This window comes from Cyanobium usitatum str. Tous (assembly GCF_003011885.1).
In the GTDB taxonomy this organism is placed as follows: domain Bacteria; phylum Cyanobacteriota; class Cyanobacteriia; order PCC-6307; family Cyanobiaceae; genus Cyanobium_A; species Cyanobium_A usitatum.
In genome coordinates, this window is record NZ_PXXO01000003.1 from 94,889 (window position 1) to 119,770 (window position 24,882).

General features: G+C 62.0%; 34 protein-coding genes. 20 read left to right on the top strand and 14 right to left on the bottom strand.

What is annotated here, in order from left to right; all coding sequences use genetic code 11:
• The 7 genes from C7K55_RS03680 (at window position 1) to C7K55_RS03710 (ending at window position 8,586) form a co-directional block, all read left to right on the top strand.
• Window positions 1-2,892 carry a DUF1156 domain-containing protein gene (locus tag C7K55_RS03680; RefSeq protein ID WP_106502063.1) on the top strand — a complete coding sequence of 964 codons (2,892 nt, stop codon included), beginning with the start codon at window positions 1-3 and terminating at the stop codon, window positions 2,890-2,892.
• A gap of 15 nt (window positions 2,893-2,907) precedes the next feature.
• Window positions 2,908-6,249 carry a DUF499 domain-containing protein gene (locus tag C7K55_RS03685; RefSeq protein ID WP_106502064.1) on the top strand — a complete coding sequence of 1,114 codons (3,342 nt, stop codon included), beginning with the start codon at window positions 2,908-2,910 and terminating at the stop codon, window positions 6,247-6,249.
• 42 nt (window positions 6,250-6,291) lie between these two features.
• The gene (locus C7K55_RS13245; protein ID WP_127431972.1) at window positions 6,292-6,606 is read left to right on the top strand and encodes a hypothetical protein; all 315 of its coding nucleotides are present in this window, start codon (window positions 6,292-6,294) and stop codon (window positions 6,604-6,606) included.
• Window positions 6,599-7,288, top strand: coding sequence for a TerB family tellurite resistance protein (locus C7K55_RS03695; RefSeq protein WP_106502066.1), 690 nt, complete (start codon window positions 6,599-6,601; stop codon window positions 7,286-7,288). Before C7K55_RS13245 ends, C7K55_RS03695 begins: the two co-directional genes overlap by 8 nt.
• A gap of 30 nt (window positions 7,289-7,318) precedes the next feature.
• The gene (locus C7K55_RS03700) at window positions 7,319-7,678 is read left to right on the top strand and encodes a hypothetical protein (protein ID WP_127431973.1); all 360 of its coding nucleotides are present in this window, start codon (window positions 7,319-7,321) and stop codon (window positions 7,676-7,678) included.
• 29 nt (window positions 7,679-7,707) lie between these two features.
• Complete coding sequence (locus C7K55_RS03705) at window positions 7,708-7,962, top strand: hypothetical protein (protein ID WP_127431974.1); 255 nt, start codon at window positions 7,708-7,710, stop codon at window positions 7,960-7,962.
• A gap of 66 nt (window positions 7,963-8,028) precedes the next feature.
• Entirely contained in the window at window positions 8,029-8,586 is a 558-nt protein-coding gene (locus tag C7K55_RS03710; RefSeq protein ID WP_106502069.1) for a SprT family zinc-dependent metalloprotease, read from the top strand.
• A 45-nt stretch (window positions 8,587-8,631) separates the two neighbouring features.
• On the opposite strand, the gene C7K55_RS03715 is transcribed toward C7K55_RS03710, so the two are convergent.
• A complete protein-coding gene (locus C7K55_RS03715) occupies window positions 8,632-9,270 on the bottom strand; it encodes an HNH endonuclease signature motif containing protein (RefSeq protein ID WP_106502070.1) in 639 nt (212 codons plus the stop codon).
• 343 nt (window positions 9,271-9,613) lie between these two features.
• On the opposite strand from C7K55_RS03715, the gene C7K55_RS03720 reads away from it, so the two are divergent.
• The 3 genes from C7K55_RS03720 to C7K55_RS03730 all read left to right on the top strand — a co-directional run bounded on the left by C7K55_RS03720 (window position 9,614) and on the right by C7K55_RS03730 (window position 11,827).
• Window positions 9,614-10,549: an ArdC family protein gene (locus tag C7K55_RS03720; RefSeq protein ID WP_106502071.1), complete on the top strand. Its 936-nt coding sequence runs from the start codon at window positions 9,614-9,616 to the stop codon at window positions 10,547-10,549.
• A gap of 161 nt (window positions 10,550-10,710) precedes the next feature.
• Window positions 10,711-10,938 (top strand): hypothetical protein, encoded by a 228-nt coding sequence (locus C7K55_RS03725; protein ID WP_106502072.1) that lies wholly within the window; start codon window positions 10,711-10,713, stop codon window positions 10,936-10,938.
• A 208-nt stretch (window positions 10,939-11,146) separates the two neighbouring features.
• Window positions 11,147-11,827 (top strand): sigma-70 family RNA polymerase sigma factor, encoded by a 681-nt coding sequence (locus tag C7K55_RS03730; RefSeq protein WP_241518154.1) that lies wholly within the window; start codon window positions 11,147-11,149, stop codon window positions 11,825-11,827.
• A 26-nt stretch (window positions 11,828-11,853) separates the two neighbouring features.
• Here C7K55_RS03730 and C7K55_RS13525 read toward each other — a convergent pair whose 3' ends face one another.
• Entirely contained in the window at window positions 11,854-11,991 is a 138-nt protein-coding gene (locus C7K55_RS13525) for a hypothetical protein (RefSeq protein ID WP_161956110.1), read from the bottom strand.
• Window positions 11,992-12,184: 193 nt separating this feature from the next.
• Here C7K55_RS13525 and C7K55_RS03735 point away from each other — a divergent pair, with 193 nt between their 5' ends.
• The 4 genes from C7K55_RS03735 to C7K55_RS03750 all read left to right on the top strand — a co-directional run bounded on the left by C7K55_RS03735 (window position 12,185) and on the right by C7K55_RS03750 (window position 15,065).
• The gene (locus C7K55_RS03735; RefSeq protein ID WP_106502073.1) at window positions 12,185-12,556 is read left to right on the top strand and encodes a type II toxin-antitoxin system PrlF family antitoxin; all 372 of its coding nucleotides are present in this window, start codon (window positions 12,185-12,187) and stop codon (window positions 12,554-12,556) included.
• On the top strand, window positions 12,553-13,029 hold the full coding sequence (locus C7K55_RS03740; RefSeq protein ID WP_106502074.1) for a type II toxin-antitoxin system YhaV family toxin: 477 nt from the start codon (window positions 12,553-12,555) through the stop codon (window positions 13,027-13,029). The genes C7K55_RS03735 and C7K55_RS03740 overlap by 4 nt, the downstream gene beginning before the upstream one ends.
• Window positions 13,030-13,364: 335 nt before the next feature.
• Window positions 13,365-14,459 carry a Fic family protein gene (locus C7K55_RS03745; RefSeq protein ID WP_241518156.1) on the top strand — a complete coding sequence of 365 codons (1,095 nt, stop codon included), beginning with the start codon at window positions 13,365-13,367 and terminating at the stop codon, window positions 14,457-14,459.
• Window positions 14,460-14,711: 252 nt separating this feature from the next.
• A complete protein-coding gene (locus C7K55_RS03750; RefSeq protein WP_106502076.1) occupies window positions 14,712-15,065 on the top strand; it encodes a hypothetical protein in 354 nt (117 codons plus the stop codon).
• A 45-nt stretch (window positions 15,066-15,110) separates the two neighbouring features.
• Here C7K55_RS03750 and C7K55_RS03755 read toward each other — a convergent pair whose 3' ends face one another.
• Both C7K55_RS03755 and C7K55_RS03760 read right to left on the bottom strand, forming a co-directional pair.
• Window positions 15,111-15,671: a collagen-like domain-containing protein gene (locus tag C7K55_RS03755; RefSeq protein WP_106502077.1), complete on the bottom strand. Its 561-nt coding sequence runs from the start codon at window positions 15,669-15,671 to the stop codon at window positions 15,111-15,113.
• 72 nt (window positions 15,672-15,743) lie between these two features.
• Window positions 15,744-16,211 (bottom strand): hypothetical protein, encoded by a 468-nt coding sequence (locus C7K55_RS03760; RefSeq protein WP_106502078.1) that lies wholly within the window; start codon window positions 16,209-16,211, stop codon window positions 15,744-15,746.
• Window positions 16,212-16,333: 122 nt separating this feature from the next.
• Here C7K55_RS03760 and C7K55_RS03765 point away from each other — a divergent pair, with 122 nt between their 5' ends.
• Window positions 16,334-16,525 (top strand): hypothetical protein, encoded by a 192-nt coding sequence (locus C7K55_RS03765; RefSeq protein WP_106502079.1) that lies wholly within the window; start codon window positions 16,334-16,336, stop codon window positions 16,523-16,525.
• Window positions 16,526-16,584: 59 nt separating this feature from the next.
• Here the strand turns inward: C7K55_RS03765 and C7K55_RS03770 are convergent, their stop codons facing one another.
• Entirely contained in the window at window positions 16,585-17,367 is a 783-nt protein-coding gene (locus C7K55_RS03770) for a hypothetical protein (protein ID WP_106502080.1), read from the bottom strand.
• A 77-nt stretch (window positions 17,368-17,444) separates the two neighbouring features.
• Here C7K55_RS03770 and C7K55_RS03775 point away from each other — a divergent pair, with 77 nt between their 5' ends.
• Entirely contained in the window at window positions 17,445-17,759 is a 315-nt protein-coding gene (locus C7K55_RS03775; protein WP_106502187.1) for a nucleotidyltransferase family protein, read from the top strand.
• Complete coding sequence (locus C7K55_RS03780) at window positions 17,756-18,100, top strand: HepT-like ribonuclease domain-containing protein (RefSeq protein WP_106502081.1); 345 nt, start codon at window positions 17,756-17,758, stop codon at window positions 18,098-18,100. The genes C7K55_RS03775 and C7K55_RS03780 overlap by 4 nt, the downstream gene beginning before the upstream one ends.
• Before the next feature lie 19 nt (window positions 18,101-18,119).
• Here the strand turns inward: C7K55_RS03780 and C7K55_RS03785 are convergent, their stop codons facing one another.
• From C7K55_RS03785 to C7K55_RS03805, 5 genes are all read right to left on the bottom strand, one after another.
• Window positions 18,120-18,542 (bottom strand): hypothetical protein, encoded by a 423-nt coding sequence (locus tag C7K55_RS03785; RefSeq protein WP_106502082.1) that lies wholly within the window; start codon window positions 18,540-18,542, stop codon window positions 18,120-18,122.
• A gap of 4 nt (window positions 18,543-18,546) precedes the next feature.
• The gene (locus C7K55_RS03790; protein ID WP_106502083.1) at window positions 18,547-18,984 is read right to left on the bottom strand and encodes a hypothetical protein; all 438 of its coding nucleotides are present in this window, start codon (window positions 18,982-18,984) and stop codon (window positions 18,547-18,549) included.
• A 3-nt stretch (window positions 18,985-18,987) separates the two neighbouring features.
• Window positions 18,988-19,917, bottom strand: coding sequence for a major capsid protein (locus tag C7K55_RS03795; RefSeq protein ID WP_106502084.1), 930 nt, complete (start codon window positions 19,915-19,917; stop codon window positions 18,988-18,990).
• 76 nt (window positions 19,918-19,993) lie between these two features.
• Complete coding sequence (locus C7K55_RS03800; protein ID WP_106502085.1) at window positions 19,994-20,341, bottom strand: type II toxin-antitoxin system PemK/MazF family toxin; 348 nt, start codon at window positions 20,339-20,341, stop codon at window positions 19,994-19,996.
• Window positions 20,341-20,559: a hypothetical protein gene (locus C7K55_RS03805; RefSeq protein ID WP_106502086.1), complete on the bottom strand. Its 219-nt coding sequence runs from the start codon at window positions 20,557-20,559 to the stop codon at window positions 20,341-20,343. The genes C7K55_RS03800 and C7K55_RS03805 overlap by 1 nt, the downstream gene beginning before the upstream one ends.
• Window positions 20,560-20,696: 137 nt before the next feature.
• Between C7K55_RS03805 and C7K55_RS03810 the strand changes: the two genes are divergently transcribed.
• Both C7K55_RS03810 and C7K55_RS03815 read left to right on the top strand, forming a co-directional pair.
• On the top strand, window positions 20,697-21,437 hold the full coding sequence (locus C7K55_RS03810) for a C39 family peptidase (protein WP_206603464.1): 741 nt from the start codon (window positions 20,697-20,699) through the stop codon (window positions 21,435-21,437).
• Window positions 21,438-21,454: 17 nt separating this feature from the next.
• Window positions 21,455-21,712, top strand: coding sequence for a hypothetical protein (locus C7K55_RS03815; protein ID WP_106502088.1), 258 nt, complete (start codon window positions 21,455-21,457; stop codon window positions 21,710-21,712).
• Window positions 21,713-21,752: 40 nt separating this feature from the next.
• Here the strand turns inward: C7K55_RS03815 and C7K55_RS03820 are convergent, their stop codons facing one another.
• Complete coding sequence (locus tag C7K55_RS03820) at window positions 21,753-22,427, bottom strand: HD domain-containing protein (protein ID WP_106502089.1); 675 nt, start codon at window positions 22,425-22,427, stop codon at window positions 21,753-21,755.
• A gap of 171 nt (window positions 22,428-22,598) precedes the next feature.
• Between C7K55_RS03820 and C7K55_RS03825 the strand changes: the two genes are divergently transcribed.
• Window positions 22,599-22,859, top strand: coding sequence for a hypothetical protein (locus C7K55_RS03825; protein ID WP_241518157.1), 261 nt, complete (start codon window positions 22,599-22,601; stop codon window positions 22,857-22,859).
• 200 nt (window positions 22,860-23,059) lie between these two features.
• Here C7K55_RS03825 and C7K55_RS03830 read toward each other — a convergent pair whose 3' ends face one another.
• The 3 genes from C7K55_RS03830 to C7K55_RS03845 form a co-directional block, all read right to left on the bottom strand.
• Entirely contained in the window at window positions 23,060-24,211 is a 1,152-nt protein-coding gene (locus C7K55_RS03830) for a hypothetical protein (protein WP_127431975.1), read from the bottom strand.
• 76 nt (window positions 24,212-24,287) lie between these two features.
• Window positions 24,288-24,596, bottom strand: a complete 309-nt coding sequence (locus C7K55_RS03840; protein WP_106502093.1) for a hypothetical protein — start codon at window positions 24,594-24,596, stop codon at window positions 24,288-24,290.
• A gap of 6 nt (window positions 24,597-24,602) precedes the next feature.
• Entirely contained in the window at window positions 24,603-24,881 is a 279-nt protein-coding gene (locus tag C7K55_RS03845) for a hypothetical protein (RefSeq protein ID WP_106502094.1), read from the bottom strand.
• Window position 24,882: the final 1 nt, after the last annotated feature.

The following is a 24,882-nucleotide window of genomic DNA, read 5'->3' on the forward strand; positions in this document are numbered from 1 at the left end:
ATGACCAGCGACCATCCCGTCAAACGCCGCAAAAAACTGATCGAGGTCGCCATCCCTCTAGAGGCGATCAATGCGGCCTCAGCGCGGGAGAAGAGCATCCGTCATGGGCACCCGAGCACCCTGCACCTGTGGTGGGCTCGGCGTCCACTGGCGGCGGCACGGGCGGTGATTTTCTGCCAGATGGTCGACGACCCCTCAGCAGTGCCTGAGGAGTTCCCCACTGAGGAGGAGCAGGAGAAGGAGCGGCTGCGGCTCTTCGCCCTGATCAGTGAGTTGGTGTTGTGGGAGAGCACCACCAGAGAAGAAGTGCTGGAACCCGCTCGGGAGGAGATCCGCCGCAGCTGGCGCCGCTGCTGCGCCGACAACGCCGAGCACCCGGAAGCAGCTGAGCTGTTCAATTCGGAGAAGCTACCTGGTTTCCACGATCCCTTTGCCGGTGGTGGAGCTTTACCGCTGGAAGCCCAGCGCCTGGGGCTTGAGAGCTACGCCAGTGATCTGAACCCGGTGGCGGTGCTGATCAACAAAGCGATGATCGAGATTCCCCCGAAGTTTGCGGGGATGCCGCCGGTAAATCCGGAGAGCCGGCGCAACCTTGATGTACGGCAGTGGAAAGGCGCTCAGGGGCTTGCGGAAGACGTGCGCTATTACGGCCAGTGGATGCGCGATGAGGCTGAGAAGCGGATCGGCCATCTCTACCCGAAGGTAGAGATAACGGCCGAAATGGCTAAGGAGCGACCCGATCTAAATCCCTATGTGGGCAAGAAGCTCACTGTGATTGCATGGATCTGGGCCCGCACAGTGAAGAGTCCGAACCCAGCCTTTGCACAGGTCGACGTGCCTTTGGCATCAACCTTCATGCTTTCCACAAAGGTTGGAAAGGAATCTTATGTGGAGCCAATAATCGAAAACGGTGCATATCAGTTTACGGTCAAGTCGGGAAGGCCCGCGGATCCCAAAGCCGCCAAAGAAGGTACAAAATTTAGCCGGGGAAACTTCCGCTGCTTGATGTCAGGGAATGCGATCGATCCAAATTACATCAAATCCGAAGCTCAAGCAGGTCGTATGGGCGCTCGCTTAATGGCGATTGTGGCAGAGGGTGCAAGAGAGCGTATTTATCTAACTCCCTCGCATGAGCAGGAGGCCGTCGCCAAAAGTGCTCAACCTGGCTGGAAGCCCGATGTGGATTTCTTTCAGCAGGCCCTTGGCTTTCGAGTCGGCAACTACGGCATGTCGAAATGGAGTGACCTCTTTACCGATCGCCAGCTCGTTGCGCTTGCCACCCTCTCTGACTTAGTCCAAGAAGCACGAGAGGAAGTTAAGGCGGACGCACTTGTAGCCATTCGAGCGAGTGGCGAAGTGGAATCAAGAGAGGAAATAAGTCTGCCCGAGAAACATGCGAATGCCATCTCCTCCTACCTGGGGATCGGAATCAGCAAGATTGCAGATAGTGGCAACGCGCTCGTCTCATGGAAGTCGAGCATGGATCAACCAATTCATTTGTTTACCAGGCAAGCAATTCCAATGGTTTGGGATTTTGCAGAGCCAAACCCCCTAGGGGGCGCAATGGGAGATCCGCTTGTCACGCTAAGGAACCTTGCACGAGTTCTCGACAACTTTCGCTCCTCAATTAGTTCATTCGCCGAACAGCTATCGGCCCAGGATCAAACACTTTCCGCTAACAGGGTGATTTCATCAGATCCTCCTTATTACGACAATATTGGCTACGCGGATCTTTCGGACTTCTTCTATGTCTGGCTGCGACGCTCTCTTAGGCTGGTTTTTCCTGAGTTGTTCGCGACTCTAGCTGTTCCCAAGGCTGAAGAGCTGGTGGCTACTCCTTATCGCCATGGCGGAAAAGATTGCGCTGAAGCTTTCTTTCTGGATGGGATGACCCAGGCAATGCGGCGCATTGCAGAGCAATCCCATCCCGCATTTCCTGTCACAATTTACTACGCGTTCAAGCAGTCTGAAACCAAGTCTTTGTCCGGAACAGCCAGCACAGGCTGGGAAACTTTTCTTGCCGCTGTGATCAAAGCAGGCTTTTTTCTCAGTGGAACTTGGCCTATGCGAACGGAGCTGGCCAACCGCATGCGGGGAATGGAATCCAATGCCCTTGCCACCAGCGTCGTACTTGTCTGCCAGCGACGGTTGGACTCGGCGCCAACCCTTTCGCGCAATGAATTTCGGCGCCAGCTGAGGCATCAGTTACCCCAATCCATCAAAGAGCTTGAGCGCGCCAACATCGCTCCCGTTGATGTGGCCCAGGCGGCGATTGGTCCCGGTATGGCCATCTTCAGTGGTGCCAAAGCGGTACTAAATCCTGACGACTCGCCCATGTCAGTACGAGAAGCTCTGATCGAGATCAACGCTGCCCTCGATGAGTATCTCTCCCAGGACGAAGGCGATCTGGATACTGATAGCCGCTTTGCTCTCACCTTCTTCGAGAGCTTCGGGTATGCCGAGCGAGAATTTGGCGATGCCGAAGGACTAGCAAAGGCTCGCAATCTCTCCGTAGATGGTGTGGCTCGTGCAGGGATCCTGCGCTCCATTGCCGGCAAGGTGAAGTTGCTTCAGCGCTCAGAGCTGCCTGAGGATTGGGATCCCACCAGTGACAAGCGCCTCTGCGTCTGGGAAGCCACCCAGCAGCTCATCAAGCGCCTGGAAACCGGCGAAAAGGCTGCGGCAGCACTGTTGGCACAACTTAAAGACATTTCGGGCCACGGTGATTTGCCAACCAATTGCCGAGCCCTGGCCTATCGCCTCTACAACCACTGCGAGAAGAACAAGCAGGCAGAAGAAGCCCGTGCCTACAACGGCCTTGTCATCGCCTGGCCCGAGCTCGAAAAACTTTCAGCCCTGGCTGCCAGTCCCATTCAGCCCTCCCTGCTGTAACCCCCACCCAGTTCCATGGCCATCACCAACAGTGAGCGCGTCGGCAAGGCGCTGAACGAAGTCCGCGATGGGCTGCTCCCCTACATCAGCCGTGAGCTCTACGACAAGCTCGGTCCGGGCTGGCAGGAACGGCTCGATCCGAGCGTCAATCTGAAGGATGTCAGCGTTCTGCTTGGCCTGTTCATGGAGCATTGGGGAGCTGTGTTTAAGCAGCTGCTCAGCCAGGAGGATCGGGCCTACGTGAGTGAGCTCAAGGTGGCCCGGAATAAGTGGGCCCATTCCGAGCCCATCACCTCCGACGACGCCGATCGCTATCTCGACACCGCCGTTCGGCTCTGCCGCAGCATCAACGCCGTGCCCCAGGCGGAAGCCATCCGAGACCTGCGCTCCGAGCTGCAGCAGCAGGTGTACACCGAGCGGGCACGCAACAAAGTCCGCTACAAGACCACCACCGAAAACCAAGTCAAGGCAGGGCTCGTGCCCTGGCGGGATGTGATTACCCCGCACCAAGACGTCATCCACGGCCGCTATCAACAGGCTGAGTTCGCTGCCGACCTCGACCAGGTGCGCCAGGGCAAGGGCAGCTCGGAATACACCGACCCTGCCGAGTTCTTCCGCCGCACTTACATCACCGGTGGCCTCAAGGATCTGCTGCGCATCGCCTTGCTTCGGCTCAACGGCCAGGCCGCCGACCCGGTGATCGAGCTGCAGACCAACTTCGGCGGCGGCAAGACCCACTCGATGCTGGCCCTGTATCACCTCTGCTCAGGCACCCCGCTCAACCTCCTCACCGGCCTCGAAGAGGTGTGCGCCGAGGTGGGCATCAAGAGCGTCCCCAAAGCCAACACTGCCGTTCTGGTGGGAACGGCCTTCAGTGCAGCGGAACCCACCACCAAGGCCGACGGCACTGTGGTGAACACCCTCTGGGGTGAGCTGGCTTACCAGCTGGGTGGCCCAGCGGGTTACGCCATCGTGGCCAACAGCGACCGCGAACGCATCTCCCCCGGTGCCCGGGATATCGCTGAACTCTTCCGGCAGTGCGCTCCCTGCCTGGTGCTGATCGACGAGTGGGTGGCCTACGCCCGCAATCTTGTCGGCAAAGACGACCTGCCTGCCGGCACCTACGACTCTCAGGTCTCCTTCGCGCAGGCGCTCACTGAAGCCGCCAAGCAGGTGCCCAATGCCCTGCTGTTGATCTCCGTGCCACAGAGCACCAACGAAATAGGGGGCTCGAATGGTGAGAAAGCGCTGGAGGGCTTGCGCAATGTGCTGCAGCGCATTGCAACGGAGTGGCGCCCTGCCAGTCCAAACGAAGGCTTTGAGATTGTGCGTCGCCGCCTGTTTGAGCCGATCCCAAGTGATGAGGCCGGGGCCCATCGCGACGCCGTCGTCCGCTCCTTCAAGGAGATGTATTCGCTCAACAAGAACGAGTTCCCCGCCGAGACACGCGAGGCCGACTACGGCGACAAGTTGACGGCCTCCTATCCCATCCACCCGGAGTTGTTCCAACGCCTTTACGACGACTGGAGCACCCTCCCCAACTTTCAGCGCACCCGCGGCGTGCTGCGCCTGCTCGCCAAGACCATCGAGGAGCTCTGGAACGGCGGCAGCAAAGACGTAATGATCATGCCCTCCTCCATGCCGCTCGATGACCTCGAGGTCAAGAACGAGCTGCTGCGCTACCTGCCCAATGAGTGGGACCCAATCATTTCCCAGGACGTCGACGGTGAGGGCTCGATCCCTGTTCGCATCGACGCCGCCAACAGCAACCTGGGACGGCTCAGCGCCTGCAAGCGCGTTTCTCGCAGCATCTACATGGGCACCGCTCCGGGTTCAGGAGCCGCCAAGCCCGGTATCGGCGATCAGCGCATCAAACTCGCCTGCGCCATGCCGGGAGAAGCTCCAGCGGTGTTTGGCGATGCCCTACGGCGGCTGAGTGATCAAGCCCGTTTTCTCAACCAGGACGGTGACCGCTACTGGCTCGACACCAAGCCCAACCTCAACCGCACTGCCGACGAACACAAGCAGAGCTATCTCAACGACCGAGACACCTTGCTGGTGGAGCTGAACCAGAAGCTCGACCGCGAAGGCAAAAGTCGCGGTGCTTTTGCCGGGCTGCACCTCACTCCTCCCAACAGTGCGGCCGTCCCCGATGAACCAGCCACCCGTCTGGTGGTGGTGCCCTCCCAATATCCCCACAAGAAGGGTGAAGACAGTGCAGCCCTCACTTGGGCGAAGGAGGTGCTCTCCGCACGTGGCACCAGTCCGCGCCAATACGCCAACACCCTGGTGTTCCTTGCGGCCGACGAGCGGGCCCTTGAAGATCTTGCGGACGCTTACGCCTCGCAGAAGGCCTGGCAGCGGATCAGCGACAACCGGGAGGAGCTTGATCTCACCCTCAGCCAGGTGAACCTGGCCGCCAAGCGCATCAAGGACGCCACCGACGCGATTGATGTCCGCATCCCGGAGACCTGGTGCCATCTACTGCTCCCTCACCAGGCCCAGCCCGGCAACCAGGGTCCGTCCTGGGATGAGTTCCGCCTTACTGGCGGTGAACCGCGCCTCGCCGATCGCGTCTCGAAGAAATGCAAGGACGAGGAGGCGCTCTATGTGGAGATCGGTGCCAGCCGCATCCGCCGCAACCTCGACAACTTCCTCTGGGCCAACCGTGACTCAGTCAGCGTGCAGGAGTTAGTGGATTGGTGCCGCAAGTACCTCTACCTGCCCCGGCTGAGCAGTGACGACGTGATCTTCAACGGCCTCACCAATGCCCAGGCCTCCCTGCAGGGCGAAAGCACCTTCTATCTGGCGGAAGCCTGTGATGAGGTCAGCGGACGCTTTATCGGCCTCAAGCCCCAGGGGCAGTTCCAGAGCGCCGCCACCATGCGGATGCTGATCGTCAAAGACGAGGTGGCCCTGGCGCAGATCGAGGTGGAGCAGCGGGCGAAGACCGTTGATCTTCCCGCTGGCACAGGAACCGGTGGTGGCGATGGCTCTGGCCCTGGTCTTGGGACTGGCATTGCTACCGGAACGGGCACAAGCGCGACCAACACCAACACCAACACCGCCGAAGGCACTGGCAAGCCAGGGACTGGCGTCAATCCACCTCCCCCGCAGGCGCCGCCTCAGCGCACGACCTTCACCGGCTCCCTGAAGCTCGAACCTGTGCGGGCGGGCCTGCAGATGGGCCAATTCCTCGAGGAGGTGATGAGTCACCTGCAGGCTCTCCCCGGCGCCGAGGTGAACCTGTCTGTTGAGGTCCACGTCAAAGCCCCCAACGGCATCGACGACCAGACCGCCCGCATCGTGCTCGAGAACGCAGCGGCACTGAAGCTGGATAACCCACAGGTCTATTGATCCTCCATCTCAATCCACGCAAACGAACAGCACGAAATCAGCATGGAAAACCCAGATCCACTTGTTATTGATCGAAGACGCCTAAACCTTGGCAAATACACCCGCTGGGCAGCCAGTCTTTCCGATGAGGAGATGTATGGGCTGCTGTGGTTCCTTGGTGAATTTGGCATTAGAACCAGTGAATACAACCTTGTTGACTCCATCCAGGAAGTCGGCAGAGCAAGAACAGGCTTGCTCGGAGCTCTTGGTTTTGTCCACGGACGCCCCGTCACCCAAGAGCAGGCCATGAAGGCCATACGCAATGCCTACAAGACCAGTCCTCTCCCTCAAGATCTGAACCAAGCCTCCCATGACTGACCAAGTGACCCATCCGCTGCTTGCCTATCCAGAGGTCGAGCGTGTTGCCTACCTCTCAATCATTGCGGAACTCAGCAACGTTGACAGCAAGTTCGACGAGCAAGAGAGAAAGCATCTTGATGAGCAGTTGAAGGCCTTTGAAATCTCCGACGAAGGTAAAGCCAAGGTCTATGCCGCCGTCTTTCACTTCAAGGAGGAGCACAGGTCAGAGGTCCTCGCGTCGCTCCATGCCCTCGATGACAGCGATTTACGTTTCACCTTGATCGCCGATCTTTTCCTGCTTGCATTGAGCAACGGATATATATCCGTAGAGGAACTCGAATATGTTGAAGTAATAGGCAGCGAGCTTGGCATCACGAAAGATCAAGTGATGGCCATCAAGGATGTTCAGTTCCACCTGTGGCAGCTCAGGTCAACGCCATCCGATTCAGATGCCTTTAAGGCCATGCTCAAGGAATGTGCCAGCAATCTTGCGGCGGCAGGTGTTCCGATTGCCGCGATCGCTGGTACCGGAAGCGTGTTTGGCCTCAGCGCTGCCGGTATCACATCTGGTCTGGCTGCCCTGGGGGGCCTGATTGGAGGCGGGATGCTTGCTGGCACTGTCCTGGTTGTTCCTGCAATAGCGGTGGGTTCAGCCTGGGGAGTGAAAAAGCTCGTTGACCTTGTCATCGACAAGAAGTAATCATTTCGCGCATCCTGTTCTTCCTTAGCCATGCCCAACACACCTGAAGACCTGCCAGTAGCCCCTGCGGCATCTCTTGATACGAGCGTGATTCTTGCCAAGGGGCTTGTCGAAAACCTTCCGGCGATTCTGTCTTCTTTCAAGGAGGTCTATGCCTTGCGCGCCAAAGAGAGCGCCTTCAAGGCAGCACTGGAGGCGCGTTGCGCCGACATGAAGATCAACAGTCAGAACTTCACGACCCTTGTCCAGAACCTGACCGAGCTTTCAAAGAGTGAGTCGGCAGACGAGGAGACAAAGTCAATGTACCGGGAGTTGATCCGCTCGCTGTTTGAGCTGTTTACAGCCCGTTCGAAGGAATCAGATTCGTTTTCCAGATTTCTCAACGGATAGCCTCGATGTGGGGAATCAATCCATTCACCGTGGGCAAGATCATCGCAGGGGTTGGTTTCTCCAGTGCGCTACTGGGCAGGCACGGCTCCCTGAAGCAGTTGACAAGAAAGATCAAGCTGCATGTATCGGAGCAGCATGCGGAAGCGGCAAAGGCCATGGCGCGTTCTGTCGCCCTTCAAGATCAGTCGCTCTATGAGAGGCTAAAAAAAGAGCTCGAACGCGAGCTTTCGCCGGAGGAATACGAACGCGTCTTCGGTGACTCTGGTGATCCACCGTCTCACTGAACTGTGACCTTGGCAATACTTCCCCATGAAGCGCATACGTGACAGGTCATCTCAACGGTCTTGGTGATGGCTTTGTCACGCAAGAAGCCCATTGGCTACCCCGAGATCAGCTTCCTGTCATTTGACGTTCTGGCCCTACTGGTCAAGCTCCAGCAGGAGATGGGGCTCGATTCTGTTGGTCCTGTCTCTTTCAGTCTGCAGACGATGGAGACCTTGGCTTGCATTCGCTGGGAGCATGGGAAGCCGGGTGGGGATGTCTTCTTCCACTCGCTGTTCAACCGCCCTGATGTGCCTCAGCCAGTAATTGAACATGTTCTGCGCCATGAGCTCCTGCACCTGAAGATCCCGGCCAGGGAGATCGATGGCAAGCTGCTCCATCACCCGCCTGAGTTCTGGGAGGCGGAACAGGCTCTGGTTCCCTGGAAATCGGCGTCGTGGGGGTGGATGGTTCTCGCCTTCTGGGAAGTCATCAAGACGGACATCCCGAATGAATGCGTTTGGGTCAAGAAGTCTTGGCGAAAGCTCCAGAAATACCCCTATCCAAGCTGGCAGATGATCCTTGACGACCAGAGTAGATACTCTGACAAGCAAGGCCAGATCCAGATCTTAATGGAAAGTCTCTAATGAGCCTGAGTCACGAATTTTTGGCCATGCCTGTCTGCCACCTGCCTACTCTATCGGGGACCGCGCCTTGGCCCCTTTGCGGACATTCTCGTTGGCGCTGATCACCTGAAGGTTGCCAGGGTGATGCTGGCCACCCTTTGCGAGAGGAATGATGTGATCCACGTGGTACTGAATGAATCCCGCCGCTTGATTGAGCCTGTCCCTTTGGTCGTAAACCTGCTGGATCAGCTTCTCTTCTTCATCGCTCAGCTCCGGCGTTTGCTCGCGCAGACGCTGTTTTCTTCTCTGCAGATAAATCGCTGATTTGTGTCTATCTTCTTCATGGACAGTCTCTGGTGGCGGACATCTCACCCCGTCCAGGTCCAGGGCTGCTCGCTCAAGTGTCCAGAGTTCTGAGCGGAGCTGCTTGGAGCACCACTGGTGATACCGGGTATCGCCCTGGAGATCGATCACATCCCGAAAACGGCTGACGACGTAAATGAAGTCATCCCCAAGCCGTTCGCCTGTCCACTGGGTCCAGCAGCGGGCGAGATAGCGGTCTTTGTCGCTGACCCAGATGAAAAGGGTCGGTAGTTCAAGGGCCTCCTCTCCTTTCGCAGGTCCGCGTCGGGCATACGTGCGATCGCCCTGCTGCGTGATCAGTCCGCGGTCGTTCGACTGGATGACCCGGAACTTCAGCTCCATGGCGCCGGGAGCACTCGTCTGCTGTGCCCAGCAGCCTATGGCCCAGAAACACGACGAGCACCGGCCTGCCGGGGGATCAGATTCCCCCTGAAGACCCCAAAAGTCGTCGCGCAGGAATCCTCAGCGTGCGCGGCCGCGCAAGGGCTTCGCAAGCCGGCCCACCACTGGTGATGAGACGCCGGTGGCACTGGGTTGACGGAGCGCTGTGGCCGGCCCTTGCCGCTGGCCGCGCTGGCGCTTGCGGTCCTGCGCTTGTCCATCCGTGGCTGTTGCTTCACCATCCCGTTCCTCTCGGTCAGCCAAGAGAGCTGCTGCTGCCAAGGTCTCCCCTGAGGAGAAGCTGGTGGCCTCCCTGGTCGCCCTGCTGGAGGCCGGCACCACCCCCTGGCGGCGGGAGTGGGATGCCGCCTCGGGGGGCCACCATGTGAATCTGCTCTCCGGCCGCCGCTACCGCGGCGCCAATCCGGCGCTGCTCACTCTGGGCATGCACCTGCGGGGATCAGCCCTGCCTTACTGGTGTGGCTTCTCGGAGGCCAAGGCCCTGGGGATCTTTCCCCGTAAGGGCAGCAAAGCGGTGCATGTGCTGCGGCCCCAGGTGTATCAGGGAGTCGAAAGCCGTCTGGCGGAGCCGGGCTCAGTTGCTCAGGGTGGCCAGGTATTAGCTGGCGCCGATGGCCAGCAGTCGGTTCAGCCTGGCCCCAGCTGGGTCAGCTATCGGCCGGTGGCACTGTTCAATGCCGCCGATCTGGAAGGCGAGGCTCTGGAGGCGCTGATCCAGAAGCGCCGCCAGGCCGAGGGGGCTGTGCTGCGGCCCGAACCGGAGCGGCTTGTGGCAGCCGATGCCGTGCTCAGTAGCTGGGCAGTGCCGGTCTGCTTCGCGGGCGATCGAGCCTGCTACCTGCCGGTGCCCGATCGCATCCAGCTCCCTGATCGCACCGCCTTCCACTCGGCAGGAGCCCTCTACGCCACCTGGGCCCATGAGGTGATTCATTCCACCGGCCACAGTTCCCGGCTGGCCCGTGATCTCTCTGGTGGCATGGGCGAAGGAGGCGATGGCGGCCGGGCCTATGCCCGTGAGGAGCTGGTGGCCGAGCTGGGCGCCGTGCTGCTCGGCGATCGCCTCGAGATCGGCAGTGCGATGGCCAATCACGCCGCCTATCTGGGCCATTGGATCGAGCTTCTGCGTGAGTCGCCCCGGGTGCTGTTGCAGGTGCTCAGTGATGCTCGCAAAGCTGCCGATCTGGTTTGCCCCGAGAGCGGCGGGGAGTTATCCCCCTGACATTGCCGCGCAGGCCTCTTCATGGTGCGGGGCGGCGTCAAGGATCGGAGCCATGCCCGCGGCTGGTTGACGTTGGTGCCGCATGACGCGGCACATCAGTCGAATGGCGCGGGTCCTTGACCCCGCCCCGCTTGAAGGTGAGGTCCTGCGCTGGTTCCGCCATGGCCACGCTTTGCCTTCCTGTTCACACCCCTGCTCACCTGCATGCCGCCCGCCGGCTGCACTTCTCGTCCAGCAGCGATGGCTTGCTGCTCTGGCTCAGTGAAGAGTGCTGGTGCCGCGGGCTGATCCGGCTCGCCGACCTCCTCGATGATCTGCTCACCGAGCGTCAGGCGGAGCAGCCCGAGCCAGTCCTGGATCCCGAGCTGGAGGCCCTGCTGCCCTTCTGAGGGCTGGGGACTGCGGCCCCCTTACAACGGATTTCAGCAGGGTCCAGCAAGGCCATCGCGGACCTGGGCAGAGACGCAACTGGGGCGGCCGACTGCTCTGGCAGCCGAGGACGTGGATCGCCACCGGGCCGGCGCACACCCGCCGCATCCCTCGGCCAGTCCTCACGCCGCGTCAAGGATCGGGCCATGCACCCCCTGGGGGGCGCCCTTGTCACAGCGCTGCGGCCGGCCGGTGGGGGCGGGGTTCTCCGCCGTCTCCCAGATGGCTTCCCCGCTTTCTCCCTGCCGCCGGCAGCAGGCGCAGGCCCTCAGCCGTTGTGCCCTCAAGGCCCGCAATGCCCTGGTGCTGGAGCACCTCCCCCTGGCCGATGCCATCGCCACAGCCACTGCTCGGCGCCTGTTCCCGCTGGTCGAGCGGGAGGATCTGGTCCAGGTGGCCCGTGAGGCCCTGGTTCGCTCCGCCCCCCGCTGCAGGGCCGGCGAGCCTCCAGCTCCCTACCTGCGCCGCTGCATCACTGGGGCCTTACAGCATCACCTGCGCGATCGGGTTCGGCTGGTGCGCATTCCCCATCGCCTGCATGAGCAGGGCCAGTGCCCGCTGGGGCACACCAGCCTCGATGCCCAGGTTGATGGCGAGCACTCCCTGCTCGATCAGTTGGAGGCGCCCGCAGCCGAGCTGGCCTCAGGCAGTGATGCCGAGGAGCTGGCCGTAGAGCAGCTGGTCGAGCAGCTGCCCGCTGCCCAGGCCACCGCGTTGCGGCTCACCTTGCTGGAGGGCCTAACGCTGCGCGCCGCTGGGCTCAAGTTGGGCATCAGTGCCATGGCCGTGCAACGAGCCCAGAAGAAGGCCATCGCAGCCCTGCGCCTGCAGCTGGTGGGTGGGGGCTGAGGGCCCTGAAGCTCCGGCCTGTTCCTTCAGCGCACGCCCCTTGGCTGGCGGTGGATCGGCCGCACCACAGGCCGCAGCGACGGAGGGATTTGCAGTTGCTGTTCGGCCCAGTGGGCCGCCAGGGCTGCCAAAAGGCTGCTTCTGTCGCCGTGAATGCGGAGCATGGCGTGAGCTGAAAATGCAGGCCACCAGCATGATCTGGCTGAGCCGCTGCCCCAGTGAAAAGGGTGACAACACCGCGCAACCAAAGGCACAGGAGCGGCCATCGGAAGGCGCCGAGGCGTGTGCGCAGATCCGCCAACCTCGCCAAGGCAATGCACCTGCATTACTTTGGTGTCAGGTTCAGCGGGCGGCCTGATGGCTCCTCTTTCCACTCCTGATGTTGCTGGCGCCTCCCTGGGCACCCCCAAGGACGAGGTGGAATCGGCGCTCACGGATCGCTATCAGACCACCGTGCCGCAACCGGTGCGGCGGGCTCTTGGTTTGCGCAAGCGCGACCGCATCCGCTACGCCTTCCGCGCCAACGGTGAGGTGGTGCTGCAACGCGTCAGCGCAGATTCAGACAACGACGACCCGGCACTGGCTCCCTTTCTGGCGCTGCTCGAGCAAGACATCGCCAACCATCCCGAGCGGCTGCAGGCCATCGATGCCGAGCTGGTTGAGCGGCTGCAGGATCTGGTGGGCGGCATCGAGGTTGATCTGGAGGAAGTGCTGCCAGACGAGGCGTGATCAACGGGTGGACGCTTTATGCGCACCCCTTGTTTCTGGATCAGCTGGACGCGTTGATCGCTGAGGTGGACGCGTTGCGCGCCAAGGATCCACAGGGCTATGGCAGCAAAAACGCCAGCAAGCGCCTGGCGGCCATCACCCGCCTGATGCTCCAAGACATCCCCCAGGACCCCAGCCGCAAGGAGTATCAGCAGGGATCAACCCTTGGCGCTGCGCATCGCCACTGGCGACGCGCCAAGTTCTTTCAGCAATACCGCTTGTTCTTCCGGTTTCACACCCGCTCACGGCTGATCGTGTTGGGCTGGGTCAATGACACCGACACCAAGCGCGCCTACGGCAGCAAGAGCGATGCCTACCGGGTGTTCCAGTCGATGCTGGCCAGCGGTCATCCGCCGGATGACTGGGGTCAGCTCTTGCAGGAAGCCACACAGGCCGCAGAACGCCTGCAGCAACTGAGGCATCGACTGCCCTGAACTGCCCCTGAAGCTGGCTTGCTCGGGGCTTTGCCCTCCTGCAAACAGCTGCTGCACGAGGTGCTCCTTCGGTGAGGGCAAGCCTCCAAGAGCGCAAATCGTGCAGGCCTACCCCCTAGTGGATCGGCACCGCGCAACCCTCTTCATGGTCTGGGCGGCCTCGGGTGCTGACGCGAGGCCGCCGCAATGGGGATCTGCCCCCCTGGCCACTGGCGACCCCGACGTGCCGGGAAGCGGCCTGTGCCGGCAGTCTTGTTGGCAGGGTGGGGGGCTGGTGCCACCTATCGTCAAAACACGTCAGCAAAATGGCGTTTTCTTAACTGGTGTCAGCCGACGTGTCAGCTTCCCACGGCTTCCTGCAACCGCTGCCTCCTCCCGTAGAGCTGGAAACAGTGGCGGTCATGCGTTCTCTGGCCGCCGCCAACCGTGCTTTGGCGGAGCTCAAGGGACGGGCGGCCACGATCCCCAACCAAGGGATCCTGATAGACACCCTCGCCCTGCAGGAGGCAAAGGCCAGTTCCGAAATCGAGAACATCGTCACCACCCAAGATGAGTTATTCCAGATGGACCTGTTCCCGGACGGTCTGGAATCGGGTGCGGCCAAGGAGGTTGCCCGCTACCGGGATGCCCTCAAGCTGGGGCTGACGCAGCTGCTGGATACGGGCGGGTTGATCCGTAACGCCACGCTCATCGACATGTACCGGTTCCTGAAGGCACGCAGCGATGGTTTTCGCTCAACGCCAGGCACCGCCTTGAAGAACGATCGGACGGGGGAAGTGGTCTACAGGCCTCCACAGGATCGCAACGAGATCATCGCCGCAATGTCATCACTGGAGGCGTTCATCAATGATGATGAGCTCTGCCGTCTCGATCCACTGATCAAGATGGCACTCATCCATCATCAGTTTGAGAGCATCCATCCCTTTGCCGACGGAAACGGACGAATCGGGCGCATCCTGAACGTTCTCTACCTGACAAGAACAGGATTGCTGGACATCCCAATCCTCTACCTGAGCCGCCATATCAACCAGCACAAAGCTGAATACTACCGGCTGCTCCAATCCGTTCGAGAAGAAGGCGAGTGGGAGCCCTGGGTGCTCTATATGCTTGAGGCCGTCGAGAAGACCTCTAGAACGACCCTTGCGCTGGTGGAGGGAATCCGGAAGCAGATGGCAGATGTGAAGCAGCGCATGCGCACCCATCTCCCGAAGCTTTACTCCCAGGATCTGCTGAACAATCTCTTCCGTCACCCCTACACCAGGATTCAATTTGTCCGAGATGACCTGCGCGTGACCCGGCAGACAGCTGCCGAGTACTTGGAGCAATTGGTGGAGAAAGGTTTCCTAGAGAAGCACAAATCAGGTCGGAGTAACTACTACATCAATACAGCCTTGGTAGCCTTGTTCCTGCAGGTCTCGGAAGGCCCCTGACGCGCCATCGATTTGGCTTGGATCAATTATTTAGGCATGGCTCGGCCCTCTTGATGGTCCGCAGCTAGGGCAAGGGGCGGCCACGACTTCACTGCGCATCCTGATGAGGCAGCCCATCACTCTGCCCTGGACTGCTATTGCCTGGGGCCAGGAGGAGAGCTTGCTCGGGGCCTCTCCAGTCTGAGGCCTTCCTGTCGTCGGGCCTCCGCTGGGATCGGTCCCGTCGCTGCGCCGCTCTCGGCGCCGATCGTCATGGCCACACGCTCTGCTGCAGGCAACCCGGCTTCCGCGGAATCGCCGTTCTGCCGGCCTATCGCACCGGAAGGTGCGTTCTGCAAACCAGAAGAAGATCCGTTCCTGCTGCTGGAATCCACGCTCCGCTCCGTGCAGGAGATCCTGCTGCGCCGGCGCGGGCTTTCGCTGCGGCGCACCTGGATCGAGCAGCCCTATGGAGAAGAGGAGATCACCCTGCTGGAGGAAGAGGTGATCCCGGCGATCCAGCAGTGCCTGGCCCGCATCGATGAGCTCGATGAGCGGCTGCTGGCCGAGCAGGAGCTGCTGCGGCGCTCCCAGCTCGAGGCGCAGCGGCGGCTGATGCTGGCCTGAGGCCATCCAGGCCCGGCGGGCGTGATCAGCACGCAGCGCCGGGCCTCAGCTCAACACGTACACATCGCCGCTGGTCTGATCCAGATACAGATCACCCGGCACAGATCCAGGCACGGATGTGGGTGCGCCACTGCCGGTGAACCAGCCGGTGCCGCGGTTGCCCTGGGGCCCGGCAGGACCCTCCACCCCCTGCAGGCCCTGGGGGCCTGGCTCTCCTTGCAGGCCTTGGGGTCCCTGCGGGCCGGCGATGCCTTGGGGGCCCTGGATCGAACCCCCATCCACCCAGCTGCTGCTGGTTGCGTCCCAGACGCGGAAGGAGTCATCCGCCTGCACGATGTAGGCATCGCCCTGGGCGGCATCAGCCGGCAGATCCGCCACGGTGGCCACATGCCCCTTGAAGGTGATGCCCAGGCCCGGAGCACCCTGGATGCCCTGCTGGCCCTGCGGTCCTTCTGGCCCAGCAACGCCCTGCATCCCCGCTGGTCCCTGTGGGCCTTGAGCGCCCTGGGCGCCATCGGCACCGGGTTGGCCCTGTACCCCCTGAGGTCCCTGCGGGCCGGGATCCCCTTGCGGGCCCTTGAGCGAACCGGAGGGAATCCAGGCCATGGAAGAGCAACGGCCCTGTGGCCGGCGAGAGCACACCCCCTATTGCCGTTGTTGCGCGCGTCTGAGCCCGGCTCAGTGCTGCAGCACCTGCCACCAGGAGCCGCGCAGCACCGTCACCGCTGTGCCGGCCACTTCTGAGCGGAAACGCAGGCTGAGGGTGCCAGCATTGGCGCCGTTCTCCACCGTGCCGCTCACCTGGGCCCTGAGCACCGAACTTCCGGCGGAGGTGGTGCCGATCAGGGGCGTGTCGTAGCTGCTGGCGGTGAGGTTGCGAAAGCTGGTGAGCGATTCACCGGTTACCAAGTTGTGGATCACCGCCTGCGGTGTGGCGGGGCCGGAGAGGGTGGTCACCAGGCCGGTGTTGTTGGCGCCGCTGGAGAAGTAGAGCTCCGCCGAGAAGGAGAGCACCTGTTGCGCCGCCAGCGGTGTGCTGAACAGGCTGAGCCAGCTGGTGTTGGAGGTAGTGCTCAGCGCCGCCGGTAGCCGCGCCACCCGCAGTATCGAGGGGCCCTTGAGGTTTGTGCTGCGTGTCCAGGGCATGGCCGTATGCCTGCGGTCCAGCTGGCCGCTCGAAGGGGTCGGCTGCTATTGCCGCCTCAATTCAGCAGCTGGTCTGCCCTTTCACCTCAGTCAGAGGGAGAATGGGCTTACGGAGGCCAGCGATGGAAACGGCAGATCCAGAGCTTCTGAGGTTGCGCGCTCTGGCGCGCCGTCGGCCCCTGCAGCAGCGGATCATTCGCTCAGTGGCGAGCTCAACTGCCATCGAGACCCGTCAATCCATCAGCAACATCGAGGCCAAGCTGCTCACCACACCGGAAGTTGTCGTCAATGGGCGCGTAATAACGCTCGCCTGAGACCGGCACTTGCAAGTTCCTCTTAGGGGCATCATTTCCTCCTTCATGTCCGACTCGCTTCAAGCCGAGAACGCGTAAAGATCACCGCTGCGGGTGTCGAGATAGAAGTCGCCCGCCTGGGCATCAGGCAGCACACCGGGTGGCCCCTCGCCGCTCCACCAGCGGGTGCCGCCACTGCCCGGTGGGGTGGCCCAGAGGCCATCGGCCCTCAGGAAGCGGCTGCTGGAGCCATCGCTGGCGGGTACGCCGCCGCTGCTGGTGCCGCCACTCCACCGCTGCAGTTGCCATTGCTCGCGGCGCCGGCCATCAAAGGGTTGGCCCAGCAGGCCGCTGCCGGGGATCAGCGGTTGAATCGCCCCCGGCGGTAGGGGTTGCGGTGGCGGCCAGATCGGGCAGCCCAGCAGATGCACCGCCAGCTCGGCGCTGATGCCGCTGCCGCTCAGTTCTGCCGAAACCTGCCAGTCCTGGGCATAGGCATAGGCATGGCGCAGCCGCGGCGCATTGTCGCCGCTGGGCCAGGGCCAGGTCTCAACGCTGCCGTCACCCCAATCAAGGGTCAGCGCCGTTGGCAGCGGTGGCCGGGCCTGGAGTAGCAGCAACACCGCGGTGCTGCCAGCTGGGTCCAGGGGCACAGGTGCATCCGGCAGCCAGGCCAGCTCCAGCGGTGCGGCGGGGATGGGAGCGCGTCGGTAGCCCTGCTGCTCCCAGCGGGTCACCTCCACGGGAGGCACCCACGCGCTCTCGCCAGGGCAGCCCAGCGGCGGCAGCAGGCGAATCAGCTGCGGGCTAGCGGCCGCCCCGCTGCTTGCAGTGGGACTGCTGGCAGCCAAGCGCGGGGCCATTGTCTGGGGTGTTGCGCCGGCCAGAGGGGTTCGCCAGGGACCGATTGCTATTGCCGATTCCCGAGCAGAATGGACCGATGACCATCGCCAGCACGGGCACACCCAGCATCCGCGAGCGGCTTGAGACGCTCCGGCCTGCCGTATTGGAGGTTGCCCAGCGCTATGGGGCCTCCAACCTGCGGGTGTTCGGCTCTGTGGCCCTCAATCAGGAGCATGAGGACAGCGACCTCGATCTACTGGTCGATTTGCCGCCAAGTCAGTCATTGCTGGCGTTGGTGGGTATGGGTCAGGAGCTAGAGCAACTGCTTGGTTGTCCGGTTGATGTGGCCGAGCCCGATTCGCTCCATCCGCTGATTCGCTCTGAAGTCCTGCAGCAGGCCGTGGGTCTGTGAACAAGGACCGCCTCTACCTGGAAAGCATTCGCGATTGCCTTGAGCGCATCGCTGAGTACACAGAGCCCGGGGAGGTCGCATTTTTTGCCACGCGCCTGATTCAGGACGGTGTGATTCGCAATCTGGAAGTCATCGGCGAGGCCACCAAGAACCTCAGTGAAGACCTGAGGGCTGCCAATCCATCCATCCCCTGGCGGCAGATCGCAGGGATGCGAGACGTGCTGATTCACGACTACCTCAAAGTCAATCTCAGCCGGGTCTGGCGAACCGTCGAGAGCGATCTGCCGCCGCTGGATGCAGCCGTGCAGCGACTGCTCCAGCAGGACTCCCCTCAACTGTGAAGCGGCCGCTGCCCGTCTCTTACAGCAGCGGGTCGTCGAGCAGCAACGCCTCGCCTGTGGCGCTGGTCTCCAGCTCCCAGGTGGCCACTGGCCCGGACTCGGCGACGTCTGGGGTTGGTTCGACTGTGCTCGCCTCTGGCGTTGCTGCGGCCAGCGGTGCCTCGATCACTGCTGCAGGCGCTGTCGGCTGCGGCGTGATCTGAACGCCGGTGGCGGCAGCGATCAAGGTCCAACCCTGCTGCTGCCAGCCGCTCAGATGCACCGGCCAGATGAAGCGCTCCTGGCTGCCGTCGCTGATGCGCACCAGGCCGACCGGAACGGTGGGATCCACCAGGTCGTGGCGGGTCGCCGTGGCTGGTGCCACTTCGATCGCGGTGGGCTGCGCCGGCAGCGCCTCGGCTGCCGGTTCCTCTGCAGGGCTGGTGGAGCGTTTGCGGGCCATGGGCTCAAGCCGCGATGGTGGCCGTCAGGCCCGCGTGCATGCCCGCCGGGGTGGTCGGGGTCACGAGCGCCTTGGCGAAACACACCGCCGGCAGGTCGAGGTTGGGGAGATCCGCCGGTGCGATCTGGATGTCATGGCCGGAAAGGAACGCCTCCACCCGGCCGCCTTCTGCCGGTAGGGCAACGCGGACAGCACTGATCCAGCTGCCGGTGGTGCCATCGCGCAGCACCGGTGCCAGCAGCAGCTCCACCTCCACCGCGGCAGGCGCGCCGGGATGGGAGGCCACCAGCGAGAAGCGGGAGGCCGCATCGAGCTTGGTGTTGAGCAGCACCTCCTCACCGGAGAGGAAGGTGTGCTCGCTGTTGCGGATGGCGCTGCGGTTCGTCCACCCCACCAGGGTGGTCTCCGCATCGATCAAGGGGTTGCCGTTTGTGAGGGCCATGGCTCAGGCAGCGGGGGTGATGTTGAACAGACGGCCGGCGGCGCGGGGCTGCAGCACGGCAAAGCCCACGTACCAATCCACGCGGGTGCGGAACACCGGGGCATCGGGCACCTCGCCCAGGTCCCGCACCGAGATGCCGTAGCGGCCCTGGAACGGGCCCTGCAGGCCGGTCACGCCCTGATCGCCAAAGGTGCAGCAGTAGATCGAGCTGGTGCCGCCCGCTTCGTCGTAGCCCATCACCTCGACGCCCTGGGCATCGCGGTCGACGGTGAGGATGTCGCAGTCCTGATAGCGATGCACCGTCATCCCGTAGGAGTTGGTGCTGGTCTGGTAAACGCCGCCGCCGATGGAGGCGCGGGCGAGGGCATTGAGCTGGCGGCGCATCGCCTTGCTCATCACCAGCACCTTGCTGCCGCCGTAGGCATTCACCGAATCGATCAGCTCATCGAGCCGATCGAAGTTCAGCGGTGCGCCGGGGATAGCGCCGGAGGCGTTGTTGATCGCCATCGGGTTGCCGGGTGGCAGCCGCTTGCTCAAGCCGTCAAAGGCGCGGGGATTGCTGGCGGTGTCGCCGTTGATCACGGTCGCCTCCAGCGTCAACCGCATCGAGCGCACCTTCATCTCGATCTGGCTGGCGCGGGCCTCCGGGCCCATCAGGTCCACGATCGAGCGGTCCACATCCACGTCACCGCCAAAGAGGTGCACCGCTTCTGCGCGCTGGTCCACCACGCCGTAGCTCTGGGTGTAGCCCTCGTTCACGGCGCGGAAGCCCACTGAGGGCAGTTCCTGCTCGGCGGAATAGAAGAGGCCGCTGCCGGCGATGTTCATGAACGGCAGCCGGGCGAGCAGTTCGCCCTCCGAGAAGGTCTTGAGCACAGCGAGGTGCTCAAGCCGGTGCTCGTATTTGGCTGCCTCGATCAGGGTGAGGCCCATGGCACAGGTGGGGCCAGGCCCCAGTGATGTCAGGGGCTATTGCCGAGGCGCGACCAACTGCCCCACAGGAGAGCGTTCAGCCTTGGCCGCCGATCACCCGCTGCAGCACCTGCTGGCAGTTCGTCTGCAAGGCCAGCGGCAGCCGTCCGATACGCCGTTTCACCAGTGGCATGGCCAGCGTTGTCATGCGGCTGAGCCGCAGCCTTGAGCTCACCTTCAGGCCGGTGCCTGAGAAGCCTGGATGTTCGGCTGGGATGTCGAGCTCATCGCTGGCTGTTGGGCCGCTGATGTTGGAGCTGATGAAGGCCAGAAGCACATCCCCATGGCGATCACTGGTGGTGATCACCAAAGCCGGGCGAGGCTTGGCCGCCGGCCCATCCGTGAAAGGGAAGGCGACAAGCACGATGTCGTAGCGGCTGAGCATCAGCCGGCAACGATCGCTTCTCCGTCGGAGAAGCTGTAGATCTCAGGTTCAGCGGCCAGGTCGTCAAAGGCTCCCCCGGCCATCGCCAGCTCAGCCAGGGCACCGTGACTCAGGTCACTGTTGTCCTGCTCCAGCTGCCTGAGCAGCCAGCGGCGATCGTCAGCCGGCAGGCTGCGGATCACGGCGAGCAGGTTCTCGGTGAGCTGGGGATTGGTCATGGCCCCCAGGCTAAGCAATCTGAACCGCAGGGATCACGGGCGCGGCGGTCTCAAGCAGCCCGACAGGTGACACGCAGGCAGGCCTGGATCAGTGGATGGATGCTGCTGCGGCAACAGCAGAAGACTGCTCTTCTGCCATGACCACCTCCGCCGGATCGGCCACCCCTGCTGCTGCCCAGGCGCCGTTCAGCGCTGAGCGCTGGCGTCAGTTCTGGGACCACTGGAAGGCTCAGCCTCAGCAACTGGACGGCATCGAGCAGTTGCGCCAGGCGGTCATGGCGGCCGATCCACAGGTCCTCACGGAGGCCGCCCCATGGCGGCAGACCTTCTCCTCGGCGCCGCCGGCTCCGGCCCATGCCAATCCGCTGCCGGTGGCCTGGGAGAACCAGAACGACAACGCCTCAGGCACTGGCTACCGGGAGTGCTTCTCCAGCAGCTGCGCCATGCTCGCCCGCTACTGGGGCAAGGTCAGTGGCGACGACGCCTACAACGTCATCCGTGCTCGCTATGGCGACACCACCTCGGCAGAAGCGCAGTTGGCGGCGTTGCGGTCCCTGGGGCTGACCGCCCACTTCGCCACAAACGGCCATCGCACAACACTGGAGGAGCAGATCAAGCTGGGTCGGCCGGTGGCGGTGGGCTGGCTGCATCACGGCCCCGCCTCAGCCCCCAGTGGCGGCGGTCATTGGAGCGTGGTGATCGGTTTCACCGAGACAGCCGCCATCCACAACGACCCCAATGGTGAGGCCGATCTGGTCCATGGCGGCTACACCGCCAACACCAACGGTGCAGCCCAGCACTACAGCTGGAAGAACTGGCTGCCGCGCTGGCAGGTTGATGGCCCTGGCACGGGCTGGCTGCTCACCTGCCATCCCTGAGTCAGAGGAGCTGTGCCATGGCTAGTAGTGATGGGTTTGATCGCGAGCGCTTCCTGTTGCGGGCCGTGGCTGGGATATTCATTGCCCAGTTCGCGTTCTATGCCGCTGGCCTTGGCGGTTGCTTCTGGCTTGGCCTGCAGCGGCGGCTTGGTCCGGTCTGCAGTAGCTACGCCGAGAACCTGCAGCAGACCTTTGAGGCAGCCGTTGGCACCAGCCTGGCATTGCTGAGTGGCGGCGGCATCGCGGGTGCCCGGCGCCGCGATCCAGACAACTGATCCAGCCTGGCCGCTGAGTAGGTAGCGGCCAGCGGAAGTTTCAAGGCTGGGGATGGGCCTCTGGTCGCTTCAGGTAACTGGCGGCCCACACTGCTGGAGCGATGCCATGGGGCACCAGGCGCCGGTAGGGCTCGCTTCTCAGCAGTTCCTGCACCGCTTCTGCCAGCAGGGCGGTGGAGCGACTGTCCGGCAAGCGATGGCTCAGGGCCTGCTGAACCCGTAGCAGGTACCAGGCACTGCCTTCCAGCCCAGCCGTGAAACGCTCCCAGCCACCAGGGTTGCTGCGCGCATCGAGCACTAGGTCGCGGGCGTTGTGGGCCTTGTCGGCTGCCGTCACCAGCAGGGAGGTCTGCGGCTTCTCCTCCAGCGAGGCGATGTAGCGGGTCTTGCGCAGCAGCCAAGGTTCCTTCTCGGCGCCGGGCTCCACGGGGCCAGCGGTGTCGGTGCAGTCCACCACGATCGCGGCCACCTCCTCGCCAAAGCGTGCGGCAATCGAGGCCTGGCTCTGGCCCGCATCCTCGATGGCGTCATGCAACAGAGCAGCGATCGCCTGGTTTTCGCTGCCGCCGTCCTCCCACACCAGAGCACTCACAGCAATCAGGTGGGCGATGTAGGGAACCGGCTTGCCCTTGCGCCGCTGACCGCGATGCAGCTCAGCCGCCCAGCCCAGGGCATCGGTATAGCGCTGGCTGTGGGCTTTCTCAGGAGCCGTCATCGACATGTTCTACATCCTGTGTTGCTGCTGCTGTCTCAACCAGACCCGGCAGCCATCCGGCCATGGGGGCGGCGAGGAATCACCAGCACTGCCCCGGAGCACAGGGCTATGCCCTGCTCGCACCGCCATGGCAAGGGCTGACGCGAGCCGCTGCGCGGCCCTTGCCATGCCGTGTCGTCCGTGGCGATGGGGCGGGTTGTTCCTCGCTTCCTTTCCATGGCCTCCTCTGCTCCTCTGGCCTGTCCGATCCGTCAGCTTGTGCTACACATCTATCCCGATGGCCTCAAGGTCGCCGGCGCCGAGCGTCTCACGGTCTTCTATGGCCGCCGCGGGCGCCCCGTGAAGAAGCCTCGCTTCATCCCGGCTGAGCTGGCCCATCAGCTGGCCCGCAAGCTGTCCGCCAAGCGCCTCGGCACCGTCTCGGTGCTCTGAGTCCTGTTGGCTATCGCATCAGGCCCGGCATCGCCGGGCCTTTGTCTTGCCCATGAACCGCTCAATGACAGGCCGGCCAGTTGTTGTAAAAGCAAGGGCATATGACGTCTGAGTTCTCTGCGAGCAGCAGCACAAGTTGATGCGGAATCGAACTGTTGGCTGCTGCCATCTTGAAGATCCGCGCCAAGCTCTAAGGATGTTCAATCTTGCATCGCAAGCCTGGCCTGAATCGTCCCTTGTTCATCTTGCCAAAAGCAGAAGCTAGGCGTGACGTCAATCACTGGCATAGAAGACTGGCGAGGATAAGCATATGAAGCGGCCTCCTCAACCTTTCTCACCGTTGATCTATCAAAAAGCTTTCTTTGAAACCAATTCATTTGATTAATGCACTGCCTGGCGTGAGATTGAAGGCTTTCAACGGTGTTACATCGCTCAATAATTTTCTTGTGGTCGTCAATCCTCGTGCTTGCGATGTCCAGTCGCTTATCCGCGAAAGAAGGCTGCTCTATGAGGTCATGGTAGATCTGGAGCTGAGTGACACGATTTCTTGCTGCAATAAGAGCAGTGAAAATCTGCATGTCTTGAACAGCCATATGAGCATTTTCATTAAGCATCGCAGCTGCTTGCTCGGCACCAGTCTTTCCATGGGAGTCAAGCGTGGCATCGACTCTGCACGAAAAATCTTCAATTAGTATCTTGTTGCGTTCATAAATCGAGCCAACCTCCTTTTCTGCTTCTGCAAGGCGACTTGTGGCTAGCTTGTTAAGGTTGCCAGTGTGCCCATACTCATGCAACAGCTCGTCAAGCACGTTGATTGACATCGCAAGTCTTCCCATGACCTCAGCTTCTTGCCGAAACCCAAGGGTTTCAATTTGTCGAATAAGAACGCCAAGCTTGACATTGATACGCTGAAGTTGAACGGTGCCTGCTACGGCATTTAGCAACGACCAAGCAAGGGTGGGTCCAAGCACGGGCGCCATTGTCGCTGAGGGCGCGAAGCGAAGTTGCCCCGCAATCTGGCCAGATGAACTGCTGACAACCGTGCCAAGCGTTCCTGTTGAAGTCTGCATCAGAGTATGTGTGCCGGCATTGATTCCTTGAAGCAGTTCAGGAGTGCCAACGACTTGAAACAGATTTCCCTTGCTCAAGGCGGAAGGAATAGCGGGAATGCAGCGGCTAAAAAGATCAACAATCTCTGCACTGACAATTCCTTTCGGAGCATCCTTTGGCCGCTGCCTCCAGCGCTGCAAAATATTTGCACTGCATTTCAATCCATAGGAAACCAGAAGGGCGCCGGGCTGCTTATCTTGGCCAAGTAGCTGTATGTAGCGTGCGTCAGGCTTGGAGGTCATGTGTCAATGCCAAGGTCGAAGGTATGAAGAGGAAATGGAATCTAGTCAATCAATAGCTATACATCCAGGATGCTCTTTAATCAGACAGTGCTACACCGCTTGGCCATTCGGTTGCCAGCATCAGCCACTGCCAACTTTCGGCATTACCACGTACCAGCACAACCGCTTCTCCGTCTGAAGCAAGGCGCTGTGCACAGCGCAAGGCCATTGACCAGGGCATTAGCAGGGTGTCTGATCTGCGGCTTGACCAAGGATTCAAGGCCGCAGGAGCTTCTTTGGCCAGCACTAGGGCGTGGCGCTGGCTGAGAATCGCCCACTGATCGAATGGCGGGGCGCCATTTGGATCGGGCACATCGAGTATGCGTAAGGGAGTTTGGCCGGTCATGGGAGATCAGCAGTTGAGGTATGTGGCGCAGCTGTTCTGGCGGTAGCGCACGTTGTTCTGAAGTCCGGGCGTGTAACCGCCGTCATAGGGCTGCTGCTGAATCCGGGGTTGCTGGGGTGCACCGAAGTAATCGCCGCTGCTCCAGCCGTTGCTGCGTTGTTGCCGCTGCTGCTGCTGGCTGAGGCCGTAGGAACCCCATTGAGCAGTAGCAGGCTCAACAAGAAGTGTGGTAAAGGAGGCGACGGTGGTCGCTGCAGCGGCAAGCAGGGTGAGGAAGGCTTTCATG